The 24,787-nt window shown below is 67.0% G+C and carries 23 protein-coding genes; 4 read left to right on the forward strand and 19 right to left on the reverse strand.

Features of this window, described 5'->3' with window-relative positions:
• Positions 1 to 43: 43 nt before the first annotated feature.
• The gene (locus AC5Y5E_RS21690) at positions 44 to 817 is read right to left on the reverse strand and encodes an SDR family NAD(P)-dependent oxidoreductase (protein ID WP_499904893.1); all 774 of its coding nucleotides are present in this window, start codon (positions 815 to 817) and stop codon (positions 44 to 46) included.
• 174 nt (positions 818 to 991) lie between these two features.
• Between AC5Y5E_RS21690 and AC5Y5E_RS21695 the strand changes: the two genes are divergently transcribed.
• Together AC5Y5E_RS21695 and AC5Y5E_RS21700 are read left to right on the forward strand one after the other, a co-directional pair.
• Positions 992 to 1,597, forward strand: a complete 606-nt coding sequence (locus AC5Y5E_RS21695; RefSeq protein ID WP_499904895.1) for a MarR family transcriptional regulator — start codon at positions 992 to 994, stop codon at positions 1,595 to 1,597.
• A 22-nt stretch (positions 1,598 to 1,619) separates the two neighbouring features.
• The gene (locus AC5Y5E_RS21700) at positions 1,620 to 2,402 is read left to right on the forward strand and encodes an enoyl-CoA hydratase/isomerase family protein (RefSeq protein ID WP_499904896.1); all 783 of its coding nucleotides are present in this window, start codon (positions 1,620 to 1,622) and stop codon (positions 2,400 to 2,402) included.
• On the opposite strand, the gene AC5Y5E_RS21705 is transcribed toward AC5Y5E_RS21700, so the two are convergent.
• The 13 genes from AC5Y5E_RS21705 to AC5Y5E_RS21765 form a co-directional block, all read right to left on the reverse strand.
• A complete protein-coding gene (locus tag AC5Y5E_RS21705) occupies positions 2,399 to 3,583 on the reverse strand; it encodes a thiolase family protein (protein WP_499905045.1) in 1,185 nt (394 codons plus the stop codon). The genes AC5Y5E_RS21700 and AC5Y5E_RS21705 overlap by 4 nt on opposite strands.
• 19 nt (positions 3,584 to 3,602) lie before the next feature.
• The gene (locus AC5Y5E_RS21710) at positions 3,603 to 6,005 is read right to left on the reverse strand and encodes a CaiB/BaiF CoA transferase family protein (protein ID WP_499904898.1); all 2,403 of its coding nucleotides are present in this window, start codon (positions 6,003 to 6,005) and stop codon (positions 3,603 to 3,605) included.
• 26 nt (positions 6,006 to 6,031) lie between these two features.
• The gene (locus tag AC5Y5E_RS21715; RefSeq protein WP_499904899.1) at positions 6,032 to 8,143 is read right to left on the reverse strand and encodes an acyl-CoA dehydrogenase family protein; all 2,112 of its coding nucleotides are present in this window, start codon (positions 8,141 to 8,143) and stop codon (positions 6,032 to 6,034) included.
• The gene (locus tag AC5Y5E_RS21720; protein WP_499904901.1) at positions 8,128 to 10,524 is read right to left on the reverse strand and encodes an acetyl-CoA acetyltransferase; all 2,397 of its coding nucleotides are present in this window, start codon (positions 10,522 to 10,524) and stop codon (positions 8,128 to 8,130) included. The genes AC5Y5E_RS21715 and AC5Y5E_RS21720 overlap by 16 nt, the downstream gene beginning before the upstream one ends.
• A gap of 1 nt (position 10,525) precedes the next feature.
• Positions 10,526 to 11,659 carry an NAD(P)H-dependent flavin oxidoreductase gene (locus tag AC5Y5E_RS21725; RefSeq protein WP_499904902.1) on the reverse strand — a complete coding sequence of 378 codons (1,134 nt, stop codon included), beginning with the start codon at positions 11,657 to 11,659 and terminating at the stop codon, positions 10,526 to 10,528.
• 112 nt (positions 11,660 to 11,771) lie between these two features.
• Positions 11,772 to 11,969: a ferredoxin gene (locus AC5Y5E_RS21730; protein ID WP_499904903.1), complete on the reverse strand. Its 198-nt coding sequence runs from the start codon at positions 11,967 to 11,969 to the stop codon at positions 11,772 to 11,774.
• Positions 11,970 to 12,003: 34 nt separating this feature from the next.
• Positions 12,004 to 13,191: a thiolase family protein gene (locus tag AC5Y5E_RS21735; protein WP_499904905.1), complete on the reverse strand. Its 1,188-nt coding sequence runs from the start codon at positions 13,189 to 13,191 to the stop codon at positions 12,004 to 12,006.
• Positions 13,191 to 13,604, reverse strand: a complete 414-nt coding sequence (locus AC5Y5E_RS21740) for a Zn-ribbon domain-containing OB-fold protein (RefSeq protein WP_499904906.1) — start codon at positions 13,602 to 13,604, stop codon at positions 13,191 to 13,193. The genes AC5Y5E_RS21735 and AC5Y5E_RS21740 overlap by 1 nt, the downstream gene beginning before the upstream one ends.
• Before the next feature lie 93 nt (positions 13,605 to 13,697).
• The gene (locus tag AC5Y5E_RS21745) at positions 13,698 to 14,672 is read right to left on the reverse strand and encodes a hypothetical protein (protein WP_499904908.1); all 975 of its coding nucleotides are present in this window, start codon (positions 14,670 to 14,672) and stop codon (positions 13,698 to 13,700) included.
• The gene (locus AC5Y5E_RS21750; protein WP_499905057.1) at positions 14,673 to 14,897 is read right to left on the reverse strand and encodes a hypothetical protein; all 225 of its coding nucleotides are present in this window, start codon (positions 14,895 to 14,897) and stop codon (positions 14,673 to 14,675) included.
• Entirely contained in the window at positions 14,804 to 15,259 is a 456-nt protein-coding gene (locus tag AC5Y5E_RS21755; protein WP_499904909.1) for a hypothetical protein, read from the reverse strand. Before AC5Y5E_RS21755 ends, AC5Y5E_RS21750 begins: the two co-directional genes overlap by 94 nt.
• Complete coding sequence (locus AC5Y5E_RS21760) at positions 15,238 to 16,419, reverse strand: amidohydrolase family protein (protein ID WP_499904911.1); 1,182 nt, start codon at positions 16,417 to 16,419, stop codon at positions 15,238 to 15,240. The genes AC5Y5E_RS21755 and AC5Y5E_RS21760 overlap by 22 nt, the downstream gene beginning before the upstream one ends.
• 372 nt (positions 16,420 to 16,791) lie before the next feature.
• Positions 16,792 to 17,520, reverse strand: coding sequence for a FadR/GntR family transcriptional regulator (locus tag AC5Y5E_RS21765; RefSeq protein ID WP_499905047.1), 729 nt, complete (start codon positions 17,518 to 17,520; stop codon positions 16,792 to 16,794).
• Between the two features lie 300 nt (positions 17,521 to 17,820).
• Between AC5Y5E_RS21765 and AC5Y5E_RS21770 the strand changes: the two genes are divergently transcribed.
• Positions 17,821 to 18,516, forward strand: a complete 696-nt coding sequence (locus AC5Y5E_RS21770) for a histidine phosphatase family protein (RefSeq protein WP_499905048.1) — start codon at positions 17,821 to 17,823, stop codon at positions 18,514 to 18,516.
• A 6-nt stretch (positions 18,517 to 18,522) separates the two neighbouring features.
• Here AC5Y5E_RS21770 and AC5Y5E_RS21775 read toward each other — a convergent pair whose 3' ends face one another.
• From AC5Y5E_RS21775 to AC5Y5E_RS21785, 3 genes are all read right to left on the reverse strand, one after another.
• Positions 18,523 to 19,764, reverse strand: a complete 1,242-nt coding sequence (locus AC5Y5E_RS21775) for a WS/DGAT domain-containing protein (protein WP_499905049.1) — start codon at positions 19,762 to 19,764, stop codon at positions 18,523 to 18,525.
• A 15-nt stretch (positions 19,765 to 19,779) separates the two neighbouring features.
• Positions 19,780 to 20,685, reverse strand: a complete 906-nt coding sequence (locus AC5Y5E_RS21780; protein ID WP_499904912.1) for an alpha/beta fold hydrolase — start codon at positions 20,683 to 20,685, stop codon at positions 19,780 to 19,782.
• 105 nt (positions 20,686 to 20,790) lie between these two features.
• Entirely contained in the window at positions 20,791 to 21,273 is a 483-nt protein-coding gene (locus AC5Y5E_RS21785) for a VOC family protein (protein WP_499904913.1), read from the reverse strand.
• A gap of 163 nt (positions 21,274 to 21,436) precedes the next feature.
• On the opposite strand from AC5Y5E_RS21785, the gene AC5Y5E_RS21790 reads away from it, so the two are divergent.
• A complete protein-coding gene (locus AC5Y5E_RS21790) occupies positions 21,437 to 22,300 on the forward strand; it encodes an alpha/beta fold hydrolase (RefSeq protein ID WP_499904915.1) in 864 nt (287 codons plus the stop codon).
• Here the strand turns inward: AC5Y5E_RS21790 and gnd are convergent.
• Together gnd and AC5Y5E_RS21800 are read right to left on the reverse strand one after the other, a co-directional pair.
• A complete protein-coding gene (gnd, locus tag AC5Y5E_RS21795; RefSeq protein WP_499904916.1) occupies positions 22,293 to 23,315 on the reverse strand; it encodes a phosphogluconate dehydrogenase (NAD(+)-dependent, decarboxylating) in 1,023 nt (340 codons plus the stop codon). The two genes, AC5Y5E_RS21790 and gnd, sit on opposite strands and share 8 nt — an antisense overlap.
• Positions 23,316 to 23,328: 13 nt before the next feature.
• Positions 23,329 to 24,738, reverse strand: coding sequence for a glucose-6-phosphate dehydrogenase (locus tag AC5Y5E_RS21800; RefSeq protein WP_499904918.1), 1,410 nt, complete (start codon positions 24,736 to 24,738; stop codon positions 23,329 to 23,331).
• Positions 24,739 to 24,787: the final 49 nt, after the last annotated feature.

The raw sequence follows: 24,787 nt of genomic DNA on the forward strand, positions 1-24,787 counted from the left end.
AGTTATACATCTGCGGCCGCGGTTGTCCTATGGGTGGCGCCGGTCAGCGGTCGGCGGAGAGTCGCCGGACGACACCGGCGAGCAGCCGCGGCGACAGCCGGCGCGCTCGCCACAACACTTTGGCCGCCGCTCCCGGAAACACGTATATCCCAGTGTGCCGCCGGCTCAGCGATGCCTCGATCGCGTCGATCACCAGTTCCGGGGGCGCGACCGGCGACATGTTCTTCAGCCTTTCGGAAATTCCCTGAGCCATGATGTCGTCGAGCATCGGCGTTTGGACCCCCGCGGGGCATACGCACCGCAAACTGATCCCGCAGCCGTTGAGCTCCAGTGCCAAGGTCTCCGCAAAGCCCACCACGGCGAACTTGGTCGCGGTGTACGCCGCCATCGCCGGCGTGGGCATCCAGCCGGCCAGCGACGCGAAGAGCACCACCTCACCCGCGCCGCGCGTCCACATGCCCGGCACGACCGCCCGCACCCAGCGGACGGTTCCGAGGTAGTTGACGTTCATCGAACGCTCGAAGGCATCGCCCGCCAAATCCTCGATGCGGCCCGAGAGCGCGATACCGGCGGCGTTGACCAATCGGTCGATGCGACCGAAGCGCTCCATGACCGACTCCGCGGTGGACTTCACCTGGCGGTCGTCGGACACATCGCACGGGTACGGGGTCGCGCCGGTCTCGGAAGCGACAGCGTCTAGTCGCGGCCCGGGCAGATCGACAGCAGCCACTGCCCATTTCGCCTCCCGTAGCCTGGCCGTCATCAGCCTGCCCATTCCGCTGGCGGCGCCCGTCACGACGGCGATTCTGGCAGCCATCTTTCGTCTCCTCCTGCGCCGGCATGCGGGGCGGCGGTCCGGTTCCCAGATCGAACGGACTAGTATGGGCACGCTATACATCTGAAGGATATATATTCAGGGTCACGGGTTAGGGCCTCACCCCCAGTTGGTCACACCACGATCGGGGCATCTAAATAGCCGGAAGGACGGGTGATGATCGAGTTGAAGGTGCTGCAAGCGGTACGCCTCAAAGGGCGGATCCCGGCGGCGGACATCGCATCCACCCTTGGCGAGGACCCCACCGCCGTGGCCGACGCGGTGGCGGCGGCCACCGAAGCAGGATTGCTCGTCGAGGGTAAGACGGTCCGGCTCTCCCCGGAGGGCCGCGCCCGGCTCAGCGAGCTACTCGCGGCCGAACGGGAGACGGCAGACCCGACGGCCATCGCCACCGCTTATGACGAATTCCGTGCCGTCAACGCTGATTTCAAGGCATTGATCGCCGATTGGCAACTCAAGAACGGTGAGCCGAACACCCACGACGACCAAGAGTACGACTCGGCGGTATTGGCCCGGCTCAACGACGTCCACGAGCGGGTCACGCCCATTACCGCGCAGGTCGCGAACCAACTCCCCCGCCTGGCAAGCTATCCGGAGAAGTTAGGGGCCGCGCTGGCGAAAGTTCGGTCGGGAGATACGACCTGGCTGGCGCGTCCGATCATCGATTCGTATCACACCGTGTGGTTCGAGCTGCACGAGGAGCTGATCCTCGCCGCCGGCCTCACCCGCGAAAGCGAAGCACAAGCAGGCCACGCACATTAGCCGCGAGGACTTGAGGAGCGCCGTGACAGACACGACCGGCTTTGACACCATCGAATTCGACGTCAGCGGCCACGTCGCGACACTGACGCTCAATCGGCCCGAGAAGCTGAATTCGTTCAACGAACGCATGGCCAACGAAGTGGCCGCGGCCTGGCGCCGGACGCGCGACGACGAGGAAATCCGGGTAGCGGTTGTCCGCGCCAATGGAGACCGGGCCTTTTGCACCGGAATCGACGTCGGCGAGGGCAAATGGTGGGACCACGAACCGATCTTCAACCAGGAGGATCCGGGGATCATGCTGGGCCCCAAGGCGAACTGGGTGTGGAAGCCGGTCATCGCGGCGCTGCACGGCATGGTGGCGGGCGGCGCGATGTATTTCGTGAACGAGTGCGACTTCGCGATCTGCTCCGAGTCGACGGTGTTTTTCGATCCGCACGCGAACGCCGGCATCGTGTCCGCACTCGAGCCGATGGGGATGCTTGCGCGAGGGGTCCCATACGGCGACGTGATGCGTTGGGCATTGCTCGGCAGTGAAGAACGCATTTCCGCCCAGACCGCCCTGCGCATCGGGTTGGTTACCGAGGTCGTGTCCGACGACCAGTTGCGCTCCCGGGCAGCGGATTTGGCAGCGGAGATCGCGACGCGCCGGCCGAAGGCCATTCAGGGAACGGTGCGGGCGCTGTGGGAGGCGCGCGATCTGCCGCCCAGCGTCGCGCAACGGCACGGGCTGTCGTACACGCATCTCGGTAACGCGGGCGCCGAGAGCGATTCGCGCACCAACAAGCGCGCACCGCGCACCCGTTAGGCGACCTCGATCACCATCGCTGCGCCCATGCCGCCTCCGGCACACATTGACAACACGCCGATGCCGCCGCCACGCCGGCGCAGTTCATAGATAGCGGAGGTGACCATCCGGGCTCCGGTCGCGGCAATCGGGTGGCCCAGGCTGATGCCCGAGCCATAGACGTTAACGATCTCTTCGTCCAGACCCAACTCACGAGAGCAGGCCACCGCCTGGGCGGCGAAAGCCTCGTTGATTTCAAACAGCGCAACCTCTTCCAGCTGGCGTCCCGCCAGCTCAAGCGCCTTGGGAATGGCGGTGATCGGGCCGCTGCCGGTGTGGTGGGGGGGCACGCCCACCTGGGCCCAGGACAAGACGTTCGCGAGGACCTCCTGCGCGGTGTCGGGCGCAGCCAACGCCACCACGGCCGCGGCATCGTTGATGCCCGACGAGTTGCCGGCGGTGACCGTGAATCCGTCGATCTCGGGATGTAGCACCTTCAGCCCGGCTAGTACCTCGATTGAGCTGTCACGGCGCGGATGCTCGTCCTCGGCGAACGTAACGGTCGAGCCGTCGGGCTGGGGAACCTCGATCGGCACAATCTCTTCGATGAAGGATCCCGCGTCGATCGCCTTGATCGCGCGCTGGTGGCTTCGCAAGGCCCACGCATCCTGATCTCCGCGTGTGATGCCGTACTGGACGGCGCAGTTGTGCGCCACCGTGATCGACATGTCCAGTGCCGGAGCGTCGGGAGTGGGGGGATGCGAAAGCGGGGTCCAGTCGTCGTAATCCTCCGCCGTCTTGCCCGCGGTGAACGGTTTGCGCTTGCGGAAGCGCGGCGAGGTCGAACAGGACTCCATGCCGCCGGCGATGATCGCCCGGCTCATCCCGGCCGCGATCTGTCCGGCGCCGACCGCCAGGGCAGTCAGACTGGAGGCGCACTGCCGGTTGACGGCCATGCCCGGGACACCGGTGAGGCCCAGATCCACGGCGATATAACGGGCGCTGTCGCCGCCGCCCTGCAGGCTCTCCGCCAACACCAAATCGTCGAAATCGCTTGGGTTTAGGCCCGAGCGGTCGACGACGGCGGCCACCACCGGCTTGGCCAGCTCGATCGCCTGCATGTTCGCCAGGGTGCCCCGGCGCGAGGTTCCGATCGCCGTGCGCGCGGCCGCCACGATCGCCGCCTTGCTGCTGCCTGCCATCACGCGTCTCCTTGGTTCGTTAAGTCTTGTCGTCCGACGACATTTCGAGCACGCCTGCGGCGACCAGCTCGTCGAACTCGTCCTCGGACATCTCGAGCAGCGTCCGGCAGATGTCCCGGGTGTCCGCCGCCATCGCGGGCGCCGCGCGAAGTACGGGCGCCGGGATGTTCTCGAACAGCGCGGGACCCATGAAGACCTCCAGCGGCTCCGCGTGGCCCGGCTGCGACAGCTCGCCGAGCTGGTGGCGCGCCGCCAGGTGCGGCTCGGTAAGCAGGTCTTTGACGTGGACCGCCGCGCCCGCCGCCACACCGCCGCCCTGCAGGCGCTCCTGCGCTTCGCGTGGCGTCAGGGGCGTGATCCAGTCCTGTACGAGGTTGTCGAGTTCGTCCCGGTGGGCGACACGACCGGCGGCTGTCGCGTATTCGGGCTTGTCGGCGAGGTCGGGCCGGCCGATGACCTTGGACAGGTTGGTCCAGTCGTCATCACCCTGCACCGTCACCGCGCAATAGGCGTCCTCCCCGGCGCACCTGAAGATGCCTGCGGGAGCGTCGAACTCGCTGCTGTTTCCTTTCGCGACCATGGTCCCGGGTTCGAGCGATTCACGAACGTATTCGGTGGCCAGCTGGCAGAAAACCGTCTCCATCTGCGCGACACCGATCCATCGCCCCACTCCGGTCCGTTCGCGCTCGATCAACGCGGCGACGACCCCAGCGGCGCCGACCCGCGCCGCCGCGTGGTCGGGGTACACGGTCTGGTCGTCGCCGAATCCCTCGGGGGCGTCGGGGTGACGCCACAGCGTGGTCAGCCCGACGGTAGCCCGCACCAGCGGGCCGTAACCCATTCGCCGAGACCATGATCCGGTGCTGCCCAGCGCGCTGCTTTCGATGACGATGATGCGCGGGTTGATCGCTTTGAGCTTTTCGTAGCCCAGCCCGAGTGACTCCAGCGTTCCCGGCTTGAAGTTCGTCAGCACCACGTCGGAGCAGGAGACCAACCGACCGAACAACTTCTTGCCCGCTTCGCTGCGCAGGTTCAGCCCCAAACTGCGCTTGTTGCGGTTGCCCAGCGCGAAAGAGTAGCCCACTTTGTCGGGCGCGTCCGTTTGGCGCGCGCCATCGAGGAAGGCGCGGTTCTCCACCTTGATGACGTCGGCACCCTGATCGGCGAGCTGGCGCCCGGTTTCCGCCCCCACCACAATGACACCGAGATCGAGCACCCGCACTCCCGCCAGCGGGCGCACGTCCACCTCCGCGCCACCGACCGCCGCCGGACGCCGAGGTTCGCGCAGCACTTCCTGGGTGTGCTCACCGAGTTCCGGTGCGCGGTGGCGGAAGCCGGCCCGATCGTCATCGAACTCGAGGTAGCCGTTAGGGATGGCGGCGCGGACGCCGGGCGCGATTTCCGCGTGGACGAACGCTTCGCGTTCGCGCACGTGGTCGCTGGTCAAGATCTCGTGAGCGGTGTTCAGCGGGGCGACCGCGATTCCCAGTTGTGATCCGTGCGAAACGATTTCGTCGCGGGTCTTGTCGGCGAAGAAATCGACGAGCACCGGCCGGATCTTTCCCCAGTTCATGAAGCGGCCGAAGAGGTGCTCCAATGCGGGGTCGGCGAGTTCTTCGGGTTCGTCGATCCAGCTGAATAGTGCCCGCCACTGCTTGGCGGAGGCGACGAACATCCTGACGTGGCCGTCGGCGCAAGGCACGATCGGATACATCATGCGGACGTCGGGCCGTCCCGGCGCTGCCGTGTGCAGCGGTTGGCCCATGGTCGCGGTTCCGGCCATTCCGAACCCGGGGTCAAGATCCTGGGCGACCAGGTCGAACAACGAGCAGTCCAGGTAATCCCCACCGCCGCCGCGCCGGGCCCTGAAGTATGCCAGGAGCGCGGCGTAGGCGACGTCCACGGCTGCCGTCTGGGTGGCCAGTTCGCCCGGCGGCAGCAGGGGTTCGCGCCCGGGCGCCCCGGAGCGGGTTAGCAGCGACGACATGGCGGTGAACACCGCCTCGCTGGCCTTGTAGTCGCGATAGGGACCGGTCTGCCCGAAGTTGGTGATTGACGCCACGACCAGTCGTGGGTTTCGTTCACGCATGATCTGTTGCCCGACGCCCAATTCGGTGAGGCGGCCCGCCGGGTGCGATTCCAGGAAAATGTCTGCGGCGTCCGTCAATTCAAGCAGCGTTTCGCGTCCCTCGGCGTTGCTGACGTCGATGACGACGCCGCGCTTGTTGGCGTGTGCGGTCGCGAATTGCAGACCGTGGCCGTCGTGTTGGGGCTGGGCCCGGCGTGAGGCGGCGCCTTCCGGTGGCTCCACCAGTACCACGTCGGCACCGAGGTCGGCCAGGAATCGGCCTGCGAAACCGGCTGCGCCGTCGGTGAAGTCGATGACACGTACACCCTCGAGGGGAAGTATCTTGTCGGGCATCGTTGCCGTCCTTTCCATTTAGCCGGCTAGCGAGGCAGTCCCAGACCACGGGCTATCAGCCCGCGCTGGACATCGTTGGTCCCGCCGCCGACCACGTACATGATCGATTGGCGCAGACCGTATTCGAAGGCTCCGCCGCCGGGAATCTCGTCGTTCCCCGGGCCGCCGCTCAACGCGGCGGCGGGCCCGAAGATCGCCAGCGTGGCCTCGCCGAAGTCTTCGGCGAGGTCGCCTCCCATCACCCCCGCCATCGCGGCGTCGAACATCGCGCCGATATCGGTCGAGCTGGCCCGCACGGCGGCGGTCACGAGCGCTCGGGTGGCCTGCACCCGCACAGCGAGGTCGGTGATCGTTGCGCGTCGGGCCGAGCCGCGCGGGCCGACCAGGCGCACAGGATCGGGCCGCACGAAGTCGAGCAGGTCGTCGAGTTGGCGATGCAGCGCCGCGGCGATGTTGCCCATCGTGATGCGTTCGCCGGCAAGGGCGTCAACGATGACCGCCCATCCGCCGTTGACCGCACCGACGCGCGCCGAGTCGGGAACGCGGACGTTGTCGTAGAAGACGGTGCACGAGACCTCGCCGGAGAGCGCGGTGTGTTGCTGGATCGTCACGCCGGGCGTGTCGAGGCGAAAGAGGAACACCGTGATGCCCGCGTGCCGCGGCTGGGCGTCGGGATCGGTCCGCGCGGCCAGCCATACCCAATCGGAGACCTGCGCGCCCGTGGTCCACAGCTTTTGCCCGGTGATGACCCACTCGTCGCCCTCGCGGACGGCACGGGTACGCAGCGACGCCAGGTCGGAGCCCGCCTCCGGCTCCGAATAACCAAGGCAGAAGTTCATCTCGCCCGCGCGGATGATCGGCAGGAACTTTCGCTTCTGTTCTTCGCTGCCATGCCTCAAGATCGATGAGCCGAGCAGCATCACGGCTCCCAAAGCCTTGGCCGCGCCGACCCGGTTGTAGGTGGTCTCCTCGTTGAGCACCACCTGCTCGGCGAGGGAGGCGTTGCGACCGCCGTACTCGGGAGGCCAGCCGAAGCCCAACCAACCGTTGTGCGCCATGGCGCGGATGATGCCGAGGTCGACGTTCATCGGTGTCGGCGCCTCGTCGCGGGCGCCGCGTTCGGCGATGAACCGAAGGTACTCGGAGCGGAAGGCCTCGCCGGCCTCGCCCAGATCTGCGGCGGGCAACCGTGATTCGGTCTCCACCAGCGCGTCGCCAACGGATCCCTGCGCCAGCTCGATTGTGGAGAGCAGGGTGACGTCGCTATGCACGCGCCGGAAGAGCCAGGGAGCGGGGTGTTCGTTGAAGTAGCCGATGGCGGCCAGCGTGTGGTGGGCGCCGAGTTGCACTTTCGGCGCGATGGCCGCAATGTGGGCGACCGCGATCTCGGCGGCCAATACAGCGCTCTCCCGACCATGCCGAAGGGCCGAGACGGCATCCGCCAGCAGCAGATTGGCTGACCGCACCTCGATCTGGCACTGCGCGGCGCGCTGTTGCACGGCACCGAAACTGCCGATCGCCTTGCCAAACTGCTTGCGAGCCTTGGCGTGCTCGATCGCCATCTCGTGTGCGTACTCGGCGGCGGCCAAAGCGCGCGCCGCCTTGCCCAGGCGCGTCAACACCAGCGCCCGGCCGGCCTGGTTGCGGTCAATGTCGCGCTCGGCATCCGTCTCGCCCAGACTTGCGCGAGTCCACGATGGCACTGCGAGGCCGGGCAGGGCCGTCTGGTGGGCAACGGCGTGGAGGCGCGCCTTGCCGCCCTCTTTCGGGATGACGAGCACGTGCGTGGCCGCCGCGCCGGCGTCGACCGGGGCGGCCGGGTCGCCGGTGAGGACCAGGCGAATCTCGCCGCTGGCGATGCCGGGCTCGTCGAACAGCTCTGTCGCGGCGTAGCCGTCGAGTACCGGAAGCGGACAGGCGGCTCGGCCAAGCCGGCGCGTGGCAGCGACCGCGAGCTCGAGGGCGCCGGCGTCACCCAGTTCGAACCAGCCCTGTTCGGCGGCCGACCCCCAAAGCTCGCCGACGTCGCCGCTTTCGGCGGCGGTGGCGTCGCCCCAGACCTTTTCGATGACCCCGCTGACGGAATCTTCGAAGGCCAGCAGTTCGGTTGTCGCGCCGTCGATCACCGATTTTTCCATTGCGGTTGGCGCTTCGTCGCGAAGGCCGACATGCCCTCGATGGCGTCGGCGCTGATCATCAGCTCGTCGACGATGTCGTTCGGGGCGGTCACCGCTTCGACCGTGTCGGCGATGCCGTGCGTCTGCTCCATCAGCTTCAGCGACAACCGGACCGATGTCGGTGACGCGTCGAGAATCTCGGCGGCCAGCTCCCGGGCGGCGGCCAGCGCCTGCCCCTCGGGGGCGATCCGGTTGACGACACCGAGCGCCCGCGCCTCGTCGGCCCCGATGCGCCGGCCCGTCAGGATCATTTCGTTGGCGACCTTGGGCGGGATGGAACGCGGCAAGCGGATCGCCCCGCCCGCGCCGGCGATCAGGCCTACCTTGACCTCGCTCAGCGCGAACCTCGCTGCCTCGTCGGCCACCACAAGATGACAGGCCAACGCGATCTCGAAGCCACCACCCATGGCGAACCCGTTGACCGCGGCGATCACCGGCTTGTGCATGTTTCGCCGACCGGTCAGACCACCAAACCCGTTGAGCGGCACGTATATCGGCTTCCCGCCGGCGCTGTAGACCAGGTCGTTGCCGGCGCAGAACGCTTTTGTTCCCTCCCCGGTGATGATCGCCACCCATAGCTCACGATCGGCGAAGAACGCATCGAAGATCCCGTCCAGCTCCTCATGGGCGGGCGGATGCAGGCAGTTGCGCACATCGGGCCGGTTGATGGTGATCTCCAGCAGATGCCCGTCGCGGTGAATCTTGACGAACTCATAGTCGTCGCGCAGCACCGGCGCCGTCTTGGGAAACAGCTCCGCCGCGACCCTATCGGAGCCGGTGACCCGGTTGCCGTATCCGAAGGCCGTGACGTACACGCGTTCCCCGATGGGCTGCTCGGCGTTCTCGAGCAGCGCCAACAGCTGGTCGTCGCCCGGCGCGACCTGGGACAGGAAGCGCCCGCCGCCGTCCTCGAGGCGCCCGATCACGATTCCGGTCTTCTCCACGCCGCGGCCGTGCGCCACGGTGTGGGTTTCGATGGCCGCCCAGCCGTTGGGGTGGACGACATGCGGCGGGTTATCGATTGCGTTGATCTCGAGCTGCAGTTCGTCGCTGCGATCCGGCTTGAGGACCGTCGGTGTCGCGCTGTAGATGCCCACCGAGGTCTTGGAGAGGATCCCGCCGTTGGCCGACACCAGCGCATAACTGCCGGGCTTGGCGCGCACCCGCGCGACCGCTTCGGCGATCGCATGCATCGAGTAGTTGTTACCCGCGCCGCCGAAAAACGGCAGCCCACCGGTGAGGGTCAATCCGCGAGGGTCGTCGGGCGAAAGGCCAAGAGCATCGGTGATGTTCGCGACCGCGATCGGGAAGCACGAGTAGAAGTCAAAGAAGTCGACGTCGTCGAGGCTCAGCCCGGCAACCTCGAGGGCGTGCTTGACAGCGGTGACGGCCGCGGGCCCCTCGCCCAAGTTGGCGCGATCGAGGAGGTCGCGCTCCCTAAGGTCGGCTTGACCGTGCAGAAACACCCATTTGCTCTCGTCAATCCCTGCTCGCCGGGCGGCTTCCACCGACATCATCAACACGGCGGCGCCCTGGTTCACCTGGTCTCGGGCCACGAGGAAGCGCGGATACGGGTCGGCGATCATCCGGTTGCGCTCGGTGACCGCGATGAGTTCCTCGGCGCCGCGCTTTTCGGGGGCCGCCGAGAAGGGGTTAGCGGCAGCGACTTTGGTGAATGGGGCGAACAGCGCACCCATGGCGGCCGAGTACTTGTCGCGACTTTCGCCCCGCGCAGCCCGCCGAGCGTTCTCCAGCAAGGCGTACTGGGTGGGCGCGTTGGTCAGGCCGTGGGCCGCCTGCTCCATGCTGATCAGGCCGTGCAGGCCGAAACCGCGATCCTCGTAGATCCCGTCGGGGTCCGCCGGGTCGTCGGAGAAGTCGGGCCGGTGTTCCGATTTCACGAGATGGCGGATGGTCGACATTGCCTCGGCTCCCGCGAGCAATACGACGTCCGCCGCGCCGTTGCGGATCTCCCGACCGAACTCGGTGACCAGGTGCTGCGGTGACTGCCCGCCGGCAATCTCCAGCACCGCGCGCTTGGGTGCGGCCCCGAGCCGGTTACCCACCGAGACCGGGTATTTCGTCGACTTTCCCAGGGGCGCCGGGGCGCCGGGAGTCGAATTCTCGAATTGACGCGTGCACGCGATGGTGTCGATCGCCGCGATCAGCGCCTGCGCGTCCGCGCCGGTGTCCTCGACCGCGGCACGGGCGGCGGCTACGGCCAGATCGATGGGCGACCGGCCCCGGTAGTCCGGGTCTTCGACGCGCTCGGCGGCCTGCCCCACGCCGACGAGGATCGGTGTGCGCGGATCGATGGCGATGGTGTCCGTCGTCGTCGGCATGTCAGTCCTCCAGTGACCCCGCGACGCGCTCCACCGCATCCAGGTAGTCCTCAATCATTTCCCGCACCACCTCGCGGGCCGGCTTGACCTTGTTCATCAATCCCACGCCCTGACCCACCCAGTAGGTGGCCAAGTCCTGGGCTCCCTTGTTGCCGTTCTCGGCAAGAACGTCGAGCCGGCGCAGCACGTTCTCGGAGACGATGGACTGCAACGGCATCGGCAACGCGCCGGGTCCATTGGCCTCGGCCGTCCACGCATCCGTCCAGGCCGACTTCAGTTGCCGTGACGGCTTTCCCGTGCGACCTTTCGACCGGACCGTGTCGCGCGAGGACGCCGCCAGCATCTTTTGCACTGTGTAGGGCGCGGTTTCAGCCTCCTCGGTCGTCAGCCACACCGAACCGGTCCATGCTCCCGCCGCGCCCAAGGCGATGGAGGCGGCCACTTGTCGTCCCGTGACGATGCCGCCGGCTGCCAGCACGGGTACGTTTCGGATCGGCCGGATGGCCTCGATGACCTCGGGGACGAGCACCATGGTGGTCACCTCACCGCAGTGGCCTCCCGCCTCGGTGCCCTGGACCACCAACACGTCCACACCGGCCTGCACCTGCTTGACGGCGTGCTCCCTCGCACCGACCAGCGCGGCGACCGGCACACCCTCGGCCTTCGCCCGGTCGATCATGAACTGCGGCGGAACACCCAACGCGTTGGCGATCAGCTTGATGGGATGGCGAAACGAAACATCGAGCAACTCTTGGCCGACGGTGTCGGACAGCGATGCAAACATCCGGAACGGCTCATCGCCGATCTCGTCGAGGCTCAATCCATGTTCGGAGAGCAACTTCGCCACGTAATCGCGGTGCTCCCCGGGGACCATCGCGGTGATCTGTTCGGCCGTCAGATCCAGACCCTTGCCCTCGAACTTCTCCGGACAAACGATGTCGACACCGTACGGCTTGCCGTCGACGTGATCGTCAATCCAGGCCAGTTCCTGCTCGAGGTCTTCGGGACTGTGCGAGGAGGCGCCCAGCACACCGAAGCCGCCGGCGTTGGTCACCGCGGCGACCACGTCACGACAATGGCTGAACGCCAGCAGTGGAAATTCGACGCCGAGCATCTCGCAGATCGGGGTTTTCACTAACACTCGATTCACTTGATGATCTATTACCGACGGTTTCCGTCCGTTAATTGGCTAGCCTACCTTAGCTATCCGACCCTGACAAGGTCGGTCCGCGAGAATCGCCAGACGTTCAGTCGTCGGTGATCGACAGCGCGGCGACGGGGCACGACTCCACACCTAGCCGGACCCGGGCCTCTTGGCCTGGCGGGACCGGCTTGCCGGCCCCGATCGAGCTGTAGCCTTCCCCATCCAAAGTGAAGTACTCCGGTACCGTCGCTTCGCACATTCCATGTGCCTCGCACCGCGACGGGTCGACACTGACTTTCACCGCTCGCCTTCCTTCCTCCGTTTTGTTGTGATGTTCACCGATGTCGGGTAAGCAGCAGCGCACCGCCCAGGTATCCGCCCCCGGCGGCGACCACGGCAACCTCCGGGTTCCCCGGCACCTGCCGGTTCCCCCCTCGGCCACGCAGCTGCAGGCATGCCTCATGGAGATGACCGAAACCGTGCAGCCGTCCGCCCGAGAGCTGACCGCCCCCGGTATTGAGCGGAAGCTCTCCCGTGTGCGCAATCCTGCTGCCGCCGGCCACAAACGGGCCCGCCTCGCCCTTGCCACACAGCCCCAGAGCCTCCAACCAGATCAGGGCCAGGATCGAGAAGCCGTCATACAATTGGGCGATATCGACATCCCGCGCGGTCAGTGTTGTGTTGCGCCACAAGGCCTCCGAGGCATCGTGTGCCGCCATCGAGGTCAGGTCCTCGTACTGATCCCAATAAGGACGGCCGTGTAAGGCCGAGCCCACCGCCTCGATGTGGACCGGTTGCGCCGCGAGATCCGCCGAGGCCTCGGCGGCGGAGACGATCACCGCGGTCGAGCCGTCGACCGGGATGTCGCAGTCAAACAGGCACAGCGGCTCGGAGATCATCCGCGCGTCCAGGTAGTCATCGACGCTCATCGGATCCCTCAGCACCGCTTTGGGATTCAGCGCAGCATTCGCACGCAGCGTGGTGGCCAGGCCGGAAAGCTGTTCGCGCGTCGTGCCGTATTCGTGGAAGTGGCGAGTGGCCAGCAGACCGGCCCAGTTGGTGGCCGAGACCGCACCGAACGGCACCATCCACTGGTGAGACCCCTCAATTCGGCCCCCGTCCGAGCCGATCACCGACGCCCGCCGCCCCGCCGTCTGGGCGGTGCTTTCCCAGACGGTGCGAAAGCAGAGCACGTGGGTCGCCAATCCGCCCCGGATCGCGGCGACGGCATTGACGATCGCGCCGAGTTGACCCGCGGTTTCGCTGCCTCCCGAGAACCATTCCAGGTTGAGATCGAGCGCGTCCTTGACGTCCCATACGCCCGCTCCGGTAAAGCCCGGTGCGGGTCCCGATCCGCCCGGCCACGTCGACAACCCGTCGATGTCGGCCCGGTCGAGGCCGGAGTCGGCCAGCGCGTCGAGCACGGCGTCGACCGTCAGTGACAACCCGGAGCGGCCCAGCCGCCGGCCCACGTCGGATTGCCCGATCCCACTGATCACCGTGCCCGTACCGCCTATGGTCATCACGGATTCTCCGCAGACCGGAACAACGGCAGCCATACGTCGCCGGCTTGCTCGAAGCAGACACTGACCCGCATCCCGATCGACACCTGCTCGGGTTGCACGTCGACCAGGCGTGACGTCAGGCGCAGATCCGGGTCGTCGTCCAGTGCGATGACGGCGATGACATAAGGCGGTGGCAGCGAGGGCAGCCACGGCTGGCGGTTGATCGTGTAGGTCAGGACTTCCCCTCGGCCGCTGCACGGTTCCGGCGTGATGTCGGCGCAAAGGCAAAAGCGGCACACCGGTACCGGCGGATGCAACCACCGCCGACACGAGCCACACCGGCAGATGAGCAGTTCTTCCCGGCCACCGCCGGTCCAGAACGGCGTATTACCGGGGTCCAGCGCCGGCAACGGCGCCTTCGCGTCCGCCATCGCCAATCTCCTTGCTTGCCACAGACTTTAGCTCGATGCTGGGTCCAGTTGCTCCTGCGCCACGGTCAGGGACCCGGGTAGACGTCACGCCGTTCAACCGCGGCCGTCGTTGAAGGCGTCGATCCAACCGAAGGACGCAACGACGGAACGGGTTTCGCCCGCACGCGCGCACCAGCCGTCGGCGGGCCGGTAATGGGGATCGGCGGCATACCCGGGCATCACGCCATCGGGATGCGCCTGCCAAACCCAGTCGTCGCCGTCGATGACGTAGTCGACCCGGGTGGGGAACTCGTCCGCGGCGAAGACGGGCTTGCCGGTCACGTCGCGGGTCAGCTTGAAAGGACCGTCCTGGTTGGCCATGATGGCAAATCCCCAATCGTCGCCGCCGTGGCAGAGCTGGCCGACTTCGATTGTGCCGTCGTCGTATTCGACACCCATGGTGAACCATGCCACCTCCAGACGCCGGAAGTAAGGCGTCTGCCGCCAGATAGTTCCCGGCAGCAGGTGCTGCTGGTCGACCGCGAAGAAACCCTCGACGTGACGGCCCAGCAGGGTGCCGCTCGCGCGCAGGATGTGCGACACGTAGAGGTCTCCGCCGTCGCGGCAGGGGTCGTACCATTGCAGTCCGCAATCACCGATGAGCCGGCCCTCGACGCGCATGACGTCGCCCTCGTCCCACACCGTCAGGTCGCGGGTCATTTCCAGGCTGAACGGCTCACCCAGGCTGCCCTTGACCGACGATGGCCGGATGCGAAATCCGGTGTCGTCGGCCTGGTACCGCAATGTGCCGCCCCGCATGGTGTCCGCCGCGCGTCGGCTCGGCGCCAGCCGCTGTCCGTCCGAGGCGTTCAGGACCAGGCCGGCGCTGAGTTCTCCGCTTACCTTGCGCAATACCGTGTATCGGCGCCCCGCCTCATCCGCAAAGCCGCCGTACAGGTAGGTGCCGTCCTGCACGAGGTGGTGGTATCGAAACGTCGGCAGCATATCCGCGAAGTCGATCTCCACGGCGGAAAGCACGGCCTGGTGATTGAAGTCGCCGCGGCGTTGCCTGGCAAGCGAAATGGACAATCAGCCTCCCGCCCGCTCGGCATGTAGATGCGGTGAAATCGTCCAGTTGTCGTCCTGGTGGCGGCCGCCGATGTTGCGGCATCCGGTGACGGCCAGCTCGAACGGGGTGCGGATTCCCGGTTCGGCAGCGATCAGGGCCGGCAGGATGTTGATGTTGTACATCGCGGTACCGAACAACGCGGGCCGGTCCTGCTTGCCCGCGGGATGCCGAGTCCGGAACGCCACCGCCCGCCACGGTAGCTGCCGACGTTCATCGCTTCCTGGACATGGATCCGGGTGATGTCTCGCGACAGGCTGGTCAGATGCAACACCAGAGCATCGGCCGTGTAACTGACGCAGTCGGGCGCGGTCGCCAGCACCGCCTCACGATCGTTGGTAACGGCCCCGCCGATTGCGCGATCCGCTCCCGCCAGGTGTCCGGCGTCCTTTCCCGAACGATCAGCGTTGTGCGCCCACACCCCGACAAGGTCGAGGCCCGGCGCGTTCAGGATTGCCTGCAGCGCAACGGCACCGGTGTTACCGGTACCCCACTGAACGACCCGCAACGGCTTGGCGCCGGTCCGGGTCATGAGGCCCAGGGTCGCCATCCCAGGAGTTCGCACGCGTTGAGCTCAGCGATGCGGTGGGCCTCGTCGTCCGGGACGTTGGCCAGCATCTCGGCCATGCCCTTCCGCGAGTGCGGCCACCGGGAATCAGAGTGCGGGTAATCGGATTCCCAGGTCAGCCGGTCCACCCCGATGCGGTGCCGGAAGTCAATGCCGGCCTGGTCGAAGATGAAACACCCCCAGACGTTCTTGGAAAACAGCGTCGAGGGCCGCGTCTCGATGTCCACATGGGCATACCAGCGGTGCTTTTCCCACACCTGGTCGATTCGCTCGAGCATGTAGGGCAGCCAGCCGGTTCCGCCTTCTGCCAGCGCCACCTTCAGCTCCGGGAAAGCATGAAACGTTCGCGAGTACAACAGGTCGGCCAGCGCACCCATCGAATTCAGGCCCATCTGGGACACCACCACCGGCGTGGGGGCGTCGGGACTGGTGTACGGCGTGCGCGACGACGTGCCGAAATGCAGCATCAACGGCATCCCATTGTCCTGCGCGATAGCGAGCACCGGGTCCCAGTGCTCGGTGTGAAACGACGGCAAGTCCAGCGGCGACGGGTTCTCCGGGAAGCAGATTGCGCGCGCCCCCAAGCCGATCGCCCGATGCAGCTCGGTAACGCACAGATCGACATCCCACAACGGCAGAATGCACAGTGGCACATAGCGATCCGGCGCGGTGCCGCACCACTCCTCGAGCATCCAATCGTTCCAGGAACGAACGCAGTCCAGAGCCATGTCGCGATCGGAGCCCTCGAGAAACCTGGTGCCGGCAAACCGGGCGAAGCTCGGGAAGCAGAGGTGAGCCCATACTCCGTCTTCGTCCATGTCCCTGAGCCGCGCCACGGGGTCATAACAGCCGGGCCGCATGTCGTCGTAGCGTGCCGGCTCGACGTCCCACGTACGGGGATCCTTGCCCGCCACCGCGTTCAATCCGATCTGTGGATAATTCTTTCCCGCGTACACCCACGACTGAACCCGACCATGCGCAGTCGCACCTAGCTGCAACCGCGCGGCATCGACCTCGACCTCTTCCACATGGGGGATCTCATTCCGGTCGTACTTCGCAGGCATCCGTGATGTCCACACGTCCGCCGGCTCGATCGCATGATCATCCACCGACACCAGCTTCATGTAATCCTGAAGCGGCATAATCCAAACTCCTTCTCGAACGGGACTGATCCTGATCCGTAACCCGGAAGTCAAAGGCGCGCCCTAGCCGCCCTTTGTCAATGCCTTCCTAGCCGCGAGAGCTCCTGTCACACCGCTCCTTGCCGATCCGGAGGGGCGAGCGGAGCTCAAATCGCTCGAGGTGCTGTTGACCGTCGCACGCATCGCGATTCGCCTGTCGTCGTTGTTCCTACCTCGCGAATGTAAGCGCCGGCACCCGCGATGTCAACGAAAGAAGTAGATTCTCTATATTCTTAGGTTCCGGCCCTCGGGCAGCATACGAACAGCGATCCATGCGAGCTGGCCTATCGATGCGGTTTTCGCCGGAACTAACGCGGAACGAGGCCAGGGGCGTTAGTAGAGCAAGTCGATGACGCGATCCTGCTTCTGAGTCTTCGCGACGAAGCGGCGCGCGCTCTTCATGTGGTCCCGCCACGCTTGTTCGGCGCCCTCGCCGTCACCGGCGTGGATGAGCTCGGCAATCTTCTCGTAGCTGCGAAGCGCGCGGCGGTTGGCGCGGCGAACCTCGTCGCTATCGGGTCCTATTTCGGCCAAAGACTTCGCGAGTTCACGTTCGACAATCTCGGAGAGCATTCCGATGACCGCTGTGAGCGTGTGGTTTCCGGACAGCTCCACAAGTTTGACGTGGTACCGCACACCAGCCTTGCCAAACTCCCGCGGATCGTCGCTGACGGCCCTGACTCGGTCCAATTCCGCGTCGAGATCCTTTAATACCTCTTTGGTCGCCGATTCAGCCAATCTCCGAACCGCCGGCGGCTCGATTGTCAGCCGTGCATCCCAGACGTCCCCGATAGTCGTGCCCGACAACATCAGGATCATCCCGAACAGGTCCGCGACGGCGTCCGGGCCGGGCAAGGTGACGCGCGCGCCACCGGGCGGACCGCGTCGGATCGTAACGAGGGAATCCCCTTCCAGCAGCCGAAAGGCTTCCCGCAGGGTTGGCCGGGAAACGCCGAACCGTTCGATGAGCTCGGCCTCGGTCGGCAACCAGTCGCCGTCGACGAGCTCACCCCGCGCGATCATCCGCCGGATCTGGGCCGCAACCTGATCCGACATTTTCATCGGACGAACTCGCTCGTGGTTACCGGCCAGGACAAACGATTCTTTTCCAGCCACGCACGTTCCTTCCAGCCCCGCTCGGTTCGCCGGATTTAAACGATACAGGAGATACAGCTAATCTAACTAAGCTAGCTCAAGGCGAGGAATTCTCGGGGTCACGAGGTTGATCCACATCATTTAGACTTTCGCGTGTCGCCCTGCAGGGCGATCCCGGGCCGCTAATCATCGCCAAGCACTGGTCGCCACGAGGGAGAACATCAGTTGTCTTGCCACCCCGGCTATCATCGACGCGTCCGTCAAGTCATCGTCACCGCAAGAGTTTTCGTAGCCGCTGCTGCCCTAGCGCTGTTGGTCGCCGGTTGTGGCTCCGCACGGGCGGCGGGTCCGCACACCATCACTTTGACGCTGGTGCGTCACGCCCAGTCGGCGGGCAATGCGTCGGGCTTGATCGACACCTCCACTCCCGGTCCAGAGCTCACACCGGTTGGATGGTGTCAGGCAACGCTCGCCGCCGGTCAGTTGAGCTCCAACCACTACGACGGCGTCTACGCCTCGACGATGATCCGCACGCAGGAAACCGCCGCAGCAACTGCGCAGGCGCTGGGTGATCCCGTCAACGTGCTGCCGGGTCTGCGCGAGATTGAAGCGGGGGAATACGAGGGCCAACCAGAGGCAAACGCGAGGGCCTACCTGGCCGCCCCGATGAAATGGTTGCGGGGTGACCGAGGCGCCCGCATTCCGGGCTCCTTGGACGGCAACGAATTCGACGCGCGATTCGACGACGCCGTCCAACTCATCTATGACAGCGGCCAACAGAATCCGGTCGCATTCTCGCACGGCGCGGCCATCATGCTCTGGGTCCTGATGAACGTCCGGAATCCCGACGACTCATTGCTGACCAGCAAGCCGCTGCCCAACCTTGGCCGGGTCGTGGTGACGGGAAGTCCATCCGACGGCTGGACATTGACCGAATGGGATGCCGATCCCCCGCCCTGCTGATCCACCTCACAGCACGGCATCCAGCAGCCGGACATATTCGTCGATATCCGGGATGGCGGACTCGGCGGCGTGCACGCTGATCGCCACTGTGTCGCCGATGCCGTGCACGCCATGAGTCAGGCCCATCGCCGGCGACAGCGCCGGGTACCCGGCCGTGAGTACCACCCGGGCGCCACCCAAGGTCAGGTCGGCGGCGCCGCGGTTGACGCTCGACACCACGGTGTTGCCGGCCACCTGGGTCGGACGGATGTCGGCGTCGAACTGCGCTACGCCCCACCGCAGTAGCGCGGCGGGCACCGCGGCGAACGCGCGGTCGGCCGCACGGGTGGCCGGATGTTCGAAGCGGCGCCGGCCGTTGGCCAGGTCGGCGGCGATCCGCTCGACCCGGGCATCGACGCCAAGCTTCGGGTAGAGCCCGACGACCACGTTACCGAAGTGGTTATGCGCCTGTGCCACAGCCGGTTTGGCCATCGGTACTTCGGCGGCCAGCGAATCCGTCCCCTCGCCGAGCAGCGTGGACAGCGCGGTGGACACCGCGGCCAGCGCCCCGACGGTGACCGTGGGGCCGCGCAATTGCGAGCGCCGCCGGACCAGCGTGCGCGCCGATCGCGCGGCGCCCGGACGGGCGTTGGTGGCCTGCAGCGGACGGGGCCCGAGCGCCGGCGCCAGCAACCCGGCCCGGGTATCGCGAATCAGCCGCCGATGGGCGCGCGCCGCATCGACGGCCCGCCAGGGCAAAAACCCCGCCACCGGCCTTGCTACCTCCGGCGCCGGCGCGCCGCGGCCGAACAGCCAGGCCGCCAGCGCCGCAGCGCGCGCGCCGTCGGCCAGCGCGTGCGCGATCTGCAGGACCGCGACGGTGCCCGCTCCGCGCACCCCCGGAACGCCCCGCACCGGGGTGAACAGGTGCAGCCGCCACGGCATCCGGCGCGCGTCCAGCTGGTCCGCCGCGAGGCCGGCCACGGCCGTCAGGCATTCGCTCCAATCCCGGACGGCCGGGTCGTGACGGACCACCGATTCCGGATCGACCACCGCCGGCACCCACCGCGGATAGGCCAGCCGGCCGCGCTCCTGGATCCGAACCGTCAGGCCGGGGCACTCGCGTGCCCGCCGGCACACCCGCTCGACCGCGCCCGCGAGATCCGCGGGTTCGCCGTCGAACGCGTACAGCAGGAACTCGTCGTTGGGAACCTTGGCCGACATCCAGTAGAACTGCGCATCGACGGCCGCCATCCGCCGCCCGGACACCATCAGGCCATGGCCTCAGCCGGGCGAGCCGATGAACGTGAGCACCAGGTTGGCGACCTTGTCCGGCTGTTCGAGCTGCAGGAAATGCCCCGCGTGGTCGACGATGGCGGCCTCGCTGCCCGCGGGCAGCGCCTTTTCCGTCCACCGGGTGAAAGCCGATGTCATGCAACCGTCTTCGCGGCCATGCAGGTAGAGACAGGGCAGCAGCGGCGCCTCGGTCCACAGCCGGTTCAGCTCGGCATACCGCTCCGGCGGCCGCGGCGCGCGGATGGTGGCACGGTACGGTCCCAGCGCCGCCCGCCAGCTCTCCGGCGTGCCGATTGCGGCGTCGACGTGGCGCAGGTCCTCATCGGCGTGGTAGCCCGGCGACCACCGCCGCCACAACAGTGGCAGCACCCAAGACGCGGAACGCTCGGGCAGCCAAGGCAATTGAAAGTAGAGGATGTACCAGCTGCGCAGCAGCTGCGGCGGTAGGTGGCCGATGAGCCGCGCCCGCTCGGCCACGCCGCCCCGGCGACGGAAGCCCGCCGTGACCGGGACCGACATGATCACCGCCTTGGCGAACGGGCTGTCGGGCATTGCGGCGAGGCCGGTCGCGGCCATGGCCCCCCAGTCGTGGCCGATCACGACATCGTGCTCGGTGCCGCCCGCGGCCGAGCGCACCCGCAGGGCGTCGTCCATCAGCGCGCCGACGTGAAAATCGCCGTCGGTCGGGATTGACGAGGGCGCGTACCCCCGCATGAACGGCGCGATCACGCGCCAGCCCGCCTCGGCCAGCCGCGGGGCGAAGTTGCGCCAGCCGTAGGGGGTGTCGGGGAAGCCGTGCAGGCACAACGCGATCGGGGCATCCGGCGGCCCCCAGGTGAGGGCCTTCAGGTCGCCGGCCGGACCGGGCACGTCGATCCAGCCCGGTTTACCCACCGCAGGCTCGCAAGGTTTCGTCAGCCATGTCCACTCCCCTGGTCGGCGCGCGTCCGCACCGACCAACCTAACGCCTGCGCGTCCGGCGGGGCGGGACCGACCGGCCTACCGGGCGGGCTCCCCGGCCACCGCCCGCTCCAGGTCGGCGATGATGATCTTGCGCATGCCGTACATCGCGGCGGTGGCGGCCGCCGCGCGCGCCCGATCCGGGTCGCCGATCAATTCGTAGAGCCGGTCGGGGACGATCTGCCAGCTCAGGCCGAACCGGTCCTTACACCAGCCGCACTGCGATTCCTCGCCGCCGTCGGTCAACCGCTCCCAGTAGTAGTCGACCTCGTCCTGGTCCTTGCAGTGGATCGTGAAGGACACCGCCTCGCTGAACGTGAAGTGGGGCCCGCCGTTGATGCCGATGAACCGGGTGCCGTCCAGCACGAAACTGCCCGACAGGACCGTTCCCGGCTCCCCGGGCCCGGCTTCTGTCGTCCGGTTGAAGCCCTCGATTCGCGAGTTGGGGAACACCGAGGTGTAAAACTCCGCCGCCTCCTCCAGGTTGTTGTCGAACCACAGCGAGGGCGTGATCGATGGCATGGCCGTCTCCTTGCATTTGTCGTTGGGATGTCCCACGGGTAGACCGAAGCGGCGACCAGAACTCACCGGCCCCCGCAAAAGAATGTTGCCACCGGGGGCCCAGCGCCCGACTGAATAGATTGCCTAGGTAACGTCGAGGGGCGATCTACGAAAGAGGACGCCCATGAGCGCCGTGAGCAGCAGTTATCAGACGGTCGAGTTCACCGGCCACCAGGGGATCACCCTGGTCGCCGACGAATGGAACCGCGGCTCGGCAGCCGACCGGCCCACGATCCTGATGTTGCACGGTGGCGGCCAGAACCGGTTTTCCTGGAAGAACACCGGCCAGATCCTGGCCGACGACGGGTTTCACGTCGTGGCGCTGGATTCCCGGGGCCACGGTGACAGCGACCGCGCGCCGGACGCCGACTACGACGTGGAGACGCTGGCGGCCGACGTGATGCACGTGCTGGACGCCATCGGCCGGCCCGTCGTGATCATCGGGGCGAGCATGGGCGGGCTGACCGGCATCCTCGCCGCCGACCGGGCCGGCCCCGACCGGGTGACCAAGCTGGTGCTCGTCGACGTGGTGCCCCGGTTCGAGAAGGGCGGCAGCGCCCGCATCCGCGACTTCATGTTCAGCGGCCTCGACGGGTTCGAGTCGCTCGAGCAGGCCGCCGACGCCGTCGCCGCCTACCTGCCCTACCGCGAGAAGCCGCGCAGCCCCGAAGGGCTGAAGAAGAACCTGCGCCTGCGCGACGGGCGCTGGTACTGGCACTGGGATCCGGCGTTCATGACCAAGCCCGGCGACGACCCCGAACTGCGCACCGAGAAGTTCGAGCACGCCGCGACCAACCTGTCGATCCCCGTCCTGTTGATCCGCGGCAAGCTGTCCGACGTCGTCAGCCCCGAGGGCGTCCAGCACTTCCTCACCCAAGTGCCCCGCGCCGAGTTTGTCGAACTGTCCAACGCGGGACACACCGCGGCCGGCGATGACAACGACGCGTTCAGCGAAGCCGTCGTCGCCTTCGTCGAGAGGGCTAGTTAGCGGGCTTTTCCGCGTGGCCGCCGAACTGCTTGCGCATCGCCGATAGCGCCTTGTTGGCGAAGTCGTCGAGCTGGCGGCTGGCGAAGCGGGACTGCAGGGCGGTCGTCAACACCGGCGACGGCACCCCCTCGTCGATCGCCGCGATGGCGGTCCACCGGCCCTCGCCGGAGTCCGAGACCCGCCCGGAGAACTCCTTCAGCTCCGGGGATTCGTGCAACGCGATCGCGGTCAGGTCCAGCAGCCACGAGCCGATGACGCTGCCCCGGCGCCATACCTCGGCGACGTCCGGGATGTCGAAATCGTATTGGTAGAACTCGGGATTCGACAGCGGCGCGGTTTCGGCGTCCCCCTGCTGTATCTGCTTGCCGATGTCGGCGTTGCGCAGGATGTTCAGCCCCTCGGCGAGTGAGGCCATCATCCCGTACTCGATGCCGTTGTGCACCATCTTGACGAAGTGCCCCGCCCCGGACGGGCCGCAGTGCAGGTAGCCCTTTTCCGCCTGGGCGATCGCGCCGTCGCGGCCGGGTGTGCGCGGTGCCGCGTCCACCCCGGGTGCGACGGTGGCGAAGATCGGCTCGGCAAGCTCGAACGCGTCGTCGTCGCCGCCGATCATCAGGCAGTAGCCGCGCTCGCGGCCCCACACCCCGCCGCTGGTGCCGCAGTCGAGCAAGCGAATACCCTTCTCGCCCAACGTCTTCGCGTGGCGGATGTCGTCGCGGTAGTACGAGTTGCCGCCGTCGATCACAATGTCGCCGGAGTCCAGCGTCTTGGCCAGCTCCTCGATCACCCCCGTGGTGATCGTCCCGGCCGGCACCATCACCCAGACCACCCGCGGGGCGCTGAGCTTTTCGGCCAGCTCCGCCAGCGAGGACACCCCGGTGGTGTTGTCCTCGCCGGCCATCGCCTGCACCGCTTCGGGGCTGTGGTCGTACACCACGCATTCGTGGCCGCCCTTGGCCACGCGCCGAACGATGTTCGCGCCCATGCGGCCCAGGCCGATCATCCCTAGCTGCATTTGTCCCGTCTCCTTAGTTGGTTGCCTGCGTGCGGTGGGGTAGCCATGGTTCCTGCCAGCTGCGGTGACCGTGCAGCAGCGATTGTGCGGCCTCGGGTCCCCAGGAGCCGGGGTCGTAATGGTGGATGCGGCCCGGCCTGTCCAGCACCGGCTGCACGATCCGCCACGTCTCCTCGATGGCGTCCTCGCGGGCGAAGAGCTGGCGATCGCCGGTGAAGGCGGCGTAGAGGAGCCGTTCGTAGGGCCGCACCGCTTCGCCGAGATCCTCGGCGAACGACGAGTCGAGGTGAACGTCGTGCCAGGAGTTTCCCGCCTGGGCGGACAGCTGCAGGCGCAGCCCGGGGTCGGGGTCGATGCGCAGCACGATCTGGTTGGGCTCGGGCGGCCGCCGGTTGGGCAGGAAGGAAAACCCGGGGACGTGGTGCAGGAACATCCGCACCTCGGTGACCCTCTCGGGCAGGGCCTTGCCGGCGCGCAGGAAGATCGGCACCCCGGCCCAGCGCCAGTTGTCGATCTCGGTCCGCAGCGCGATGTAGGTCTCGGTCTGCGAATCCTTCGCCACCCCGGCCACGTCGGTATAGCCGCGGTACTGGCCGCGCACGCACCGCTGTGGATCCAGCGCCGGCATCGCCCGGAACACCTCGGCCTTCTTGTCGTTCAGGTCGTCGTCGCTGGGGCCGACCGGGGGCTCCATCGCGACGAGCGCGAGCACCTGCAGCAGGTGGTTCTGCACGACGTCGCGCAGGGTGCCCACGGCGTCGTAGAATTTGCCGCGGTCCTCGATCCCGAAGTCCTCGGCCATGGTGATGTGGATTTCGGAGATGCTGTCGCGGTCCCACACCTTGGCCAGGCCGTTGTTCGCGAAGCGCAGGTACTGCAGCTCCTCGACGGGCTGTTTGCCCAAAAAGTGGTCCACGCGCAGGATTTGGTCCTCGTCGAGCACCGCGCGTAGCCGGGCGTTCAGATCGCGCGCGGAGGCCAGGTCGTGGCCGAACGGCTTCTCGACCGCGACGCGCGCGCACTCCAGCAGGTCGACCTTCGCCAGGTTTTCGACGATCGGCGCGAACAACGACGGCGGCATCTCCAGGTAGTACAGCGGGCGGCGGTCCTTGCCGATCCGCTCGGCGAGCTGCTGGTAGAGACCCGGATCGGTGACGTCGCCGTGCAGGTAGGACAGCCGGGCCGCGAACCGGTCGAACACCGCGTCGTCGAGTTTCTCGCCGGAGTCGCCGATCGCCTGCCGCGCCCGCTCGACCAGTTTCTCGAGGGGCATGTCGTCACTGGCCACACCGACGATCGGGTACTTGAGCAGGCCCCGCGACTCGAGCCGGTACAGCGCACGGTAGGTCATCTTGCGGGCCAGATCACCGGTAATGCCGAAGATCACCAAAAGATTCGACGAGTTAGTCTCACCGTCGGCCAAGACGCGCACCTCCCTTGAGATTCGCTACCCGCGGCGACCCGTGCTCAAC

The sequence above is a fragment of the Mycobacterium sp. NGS54 genome (assembly GCF_059812465.1).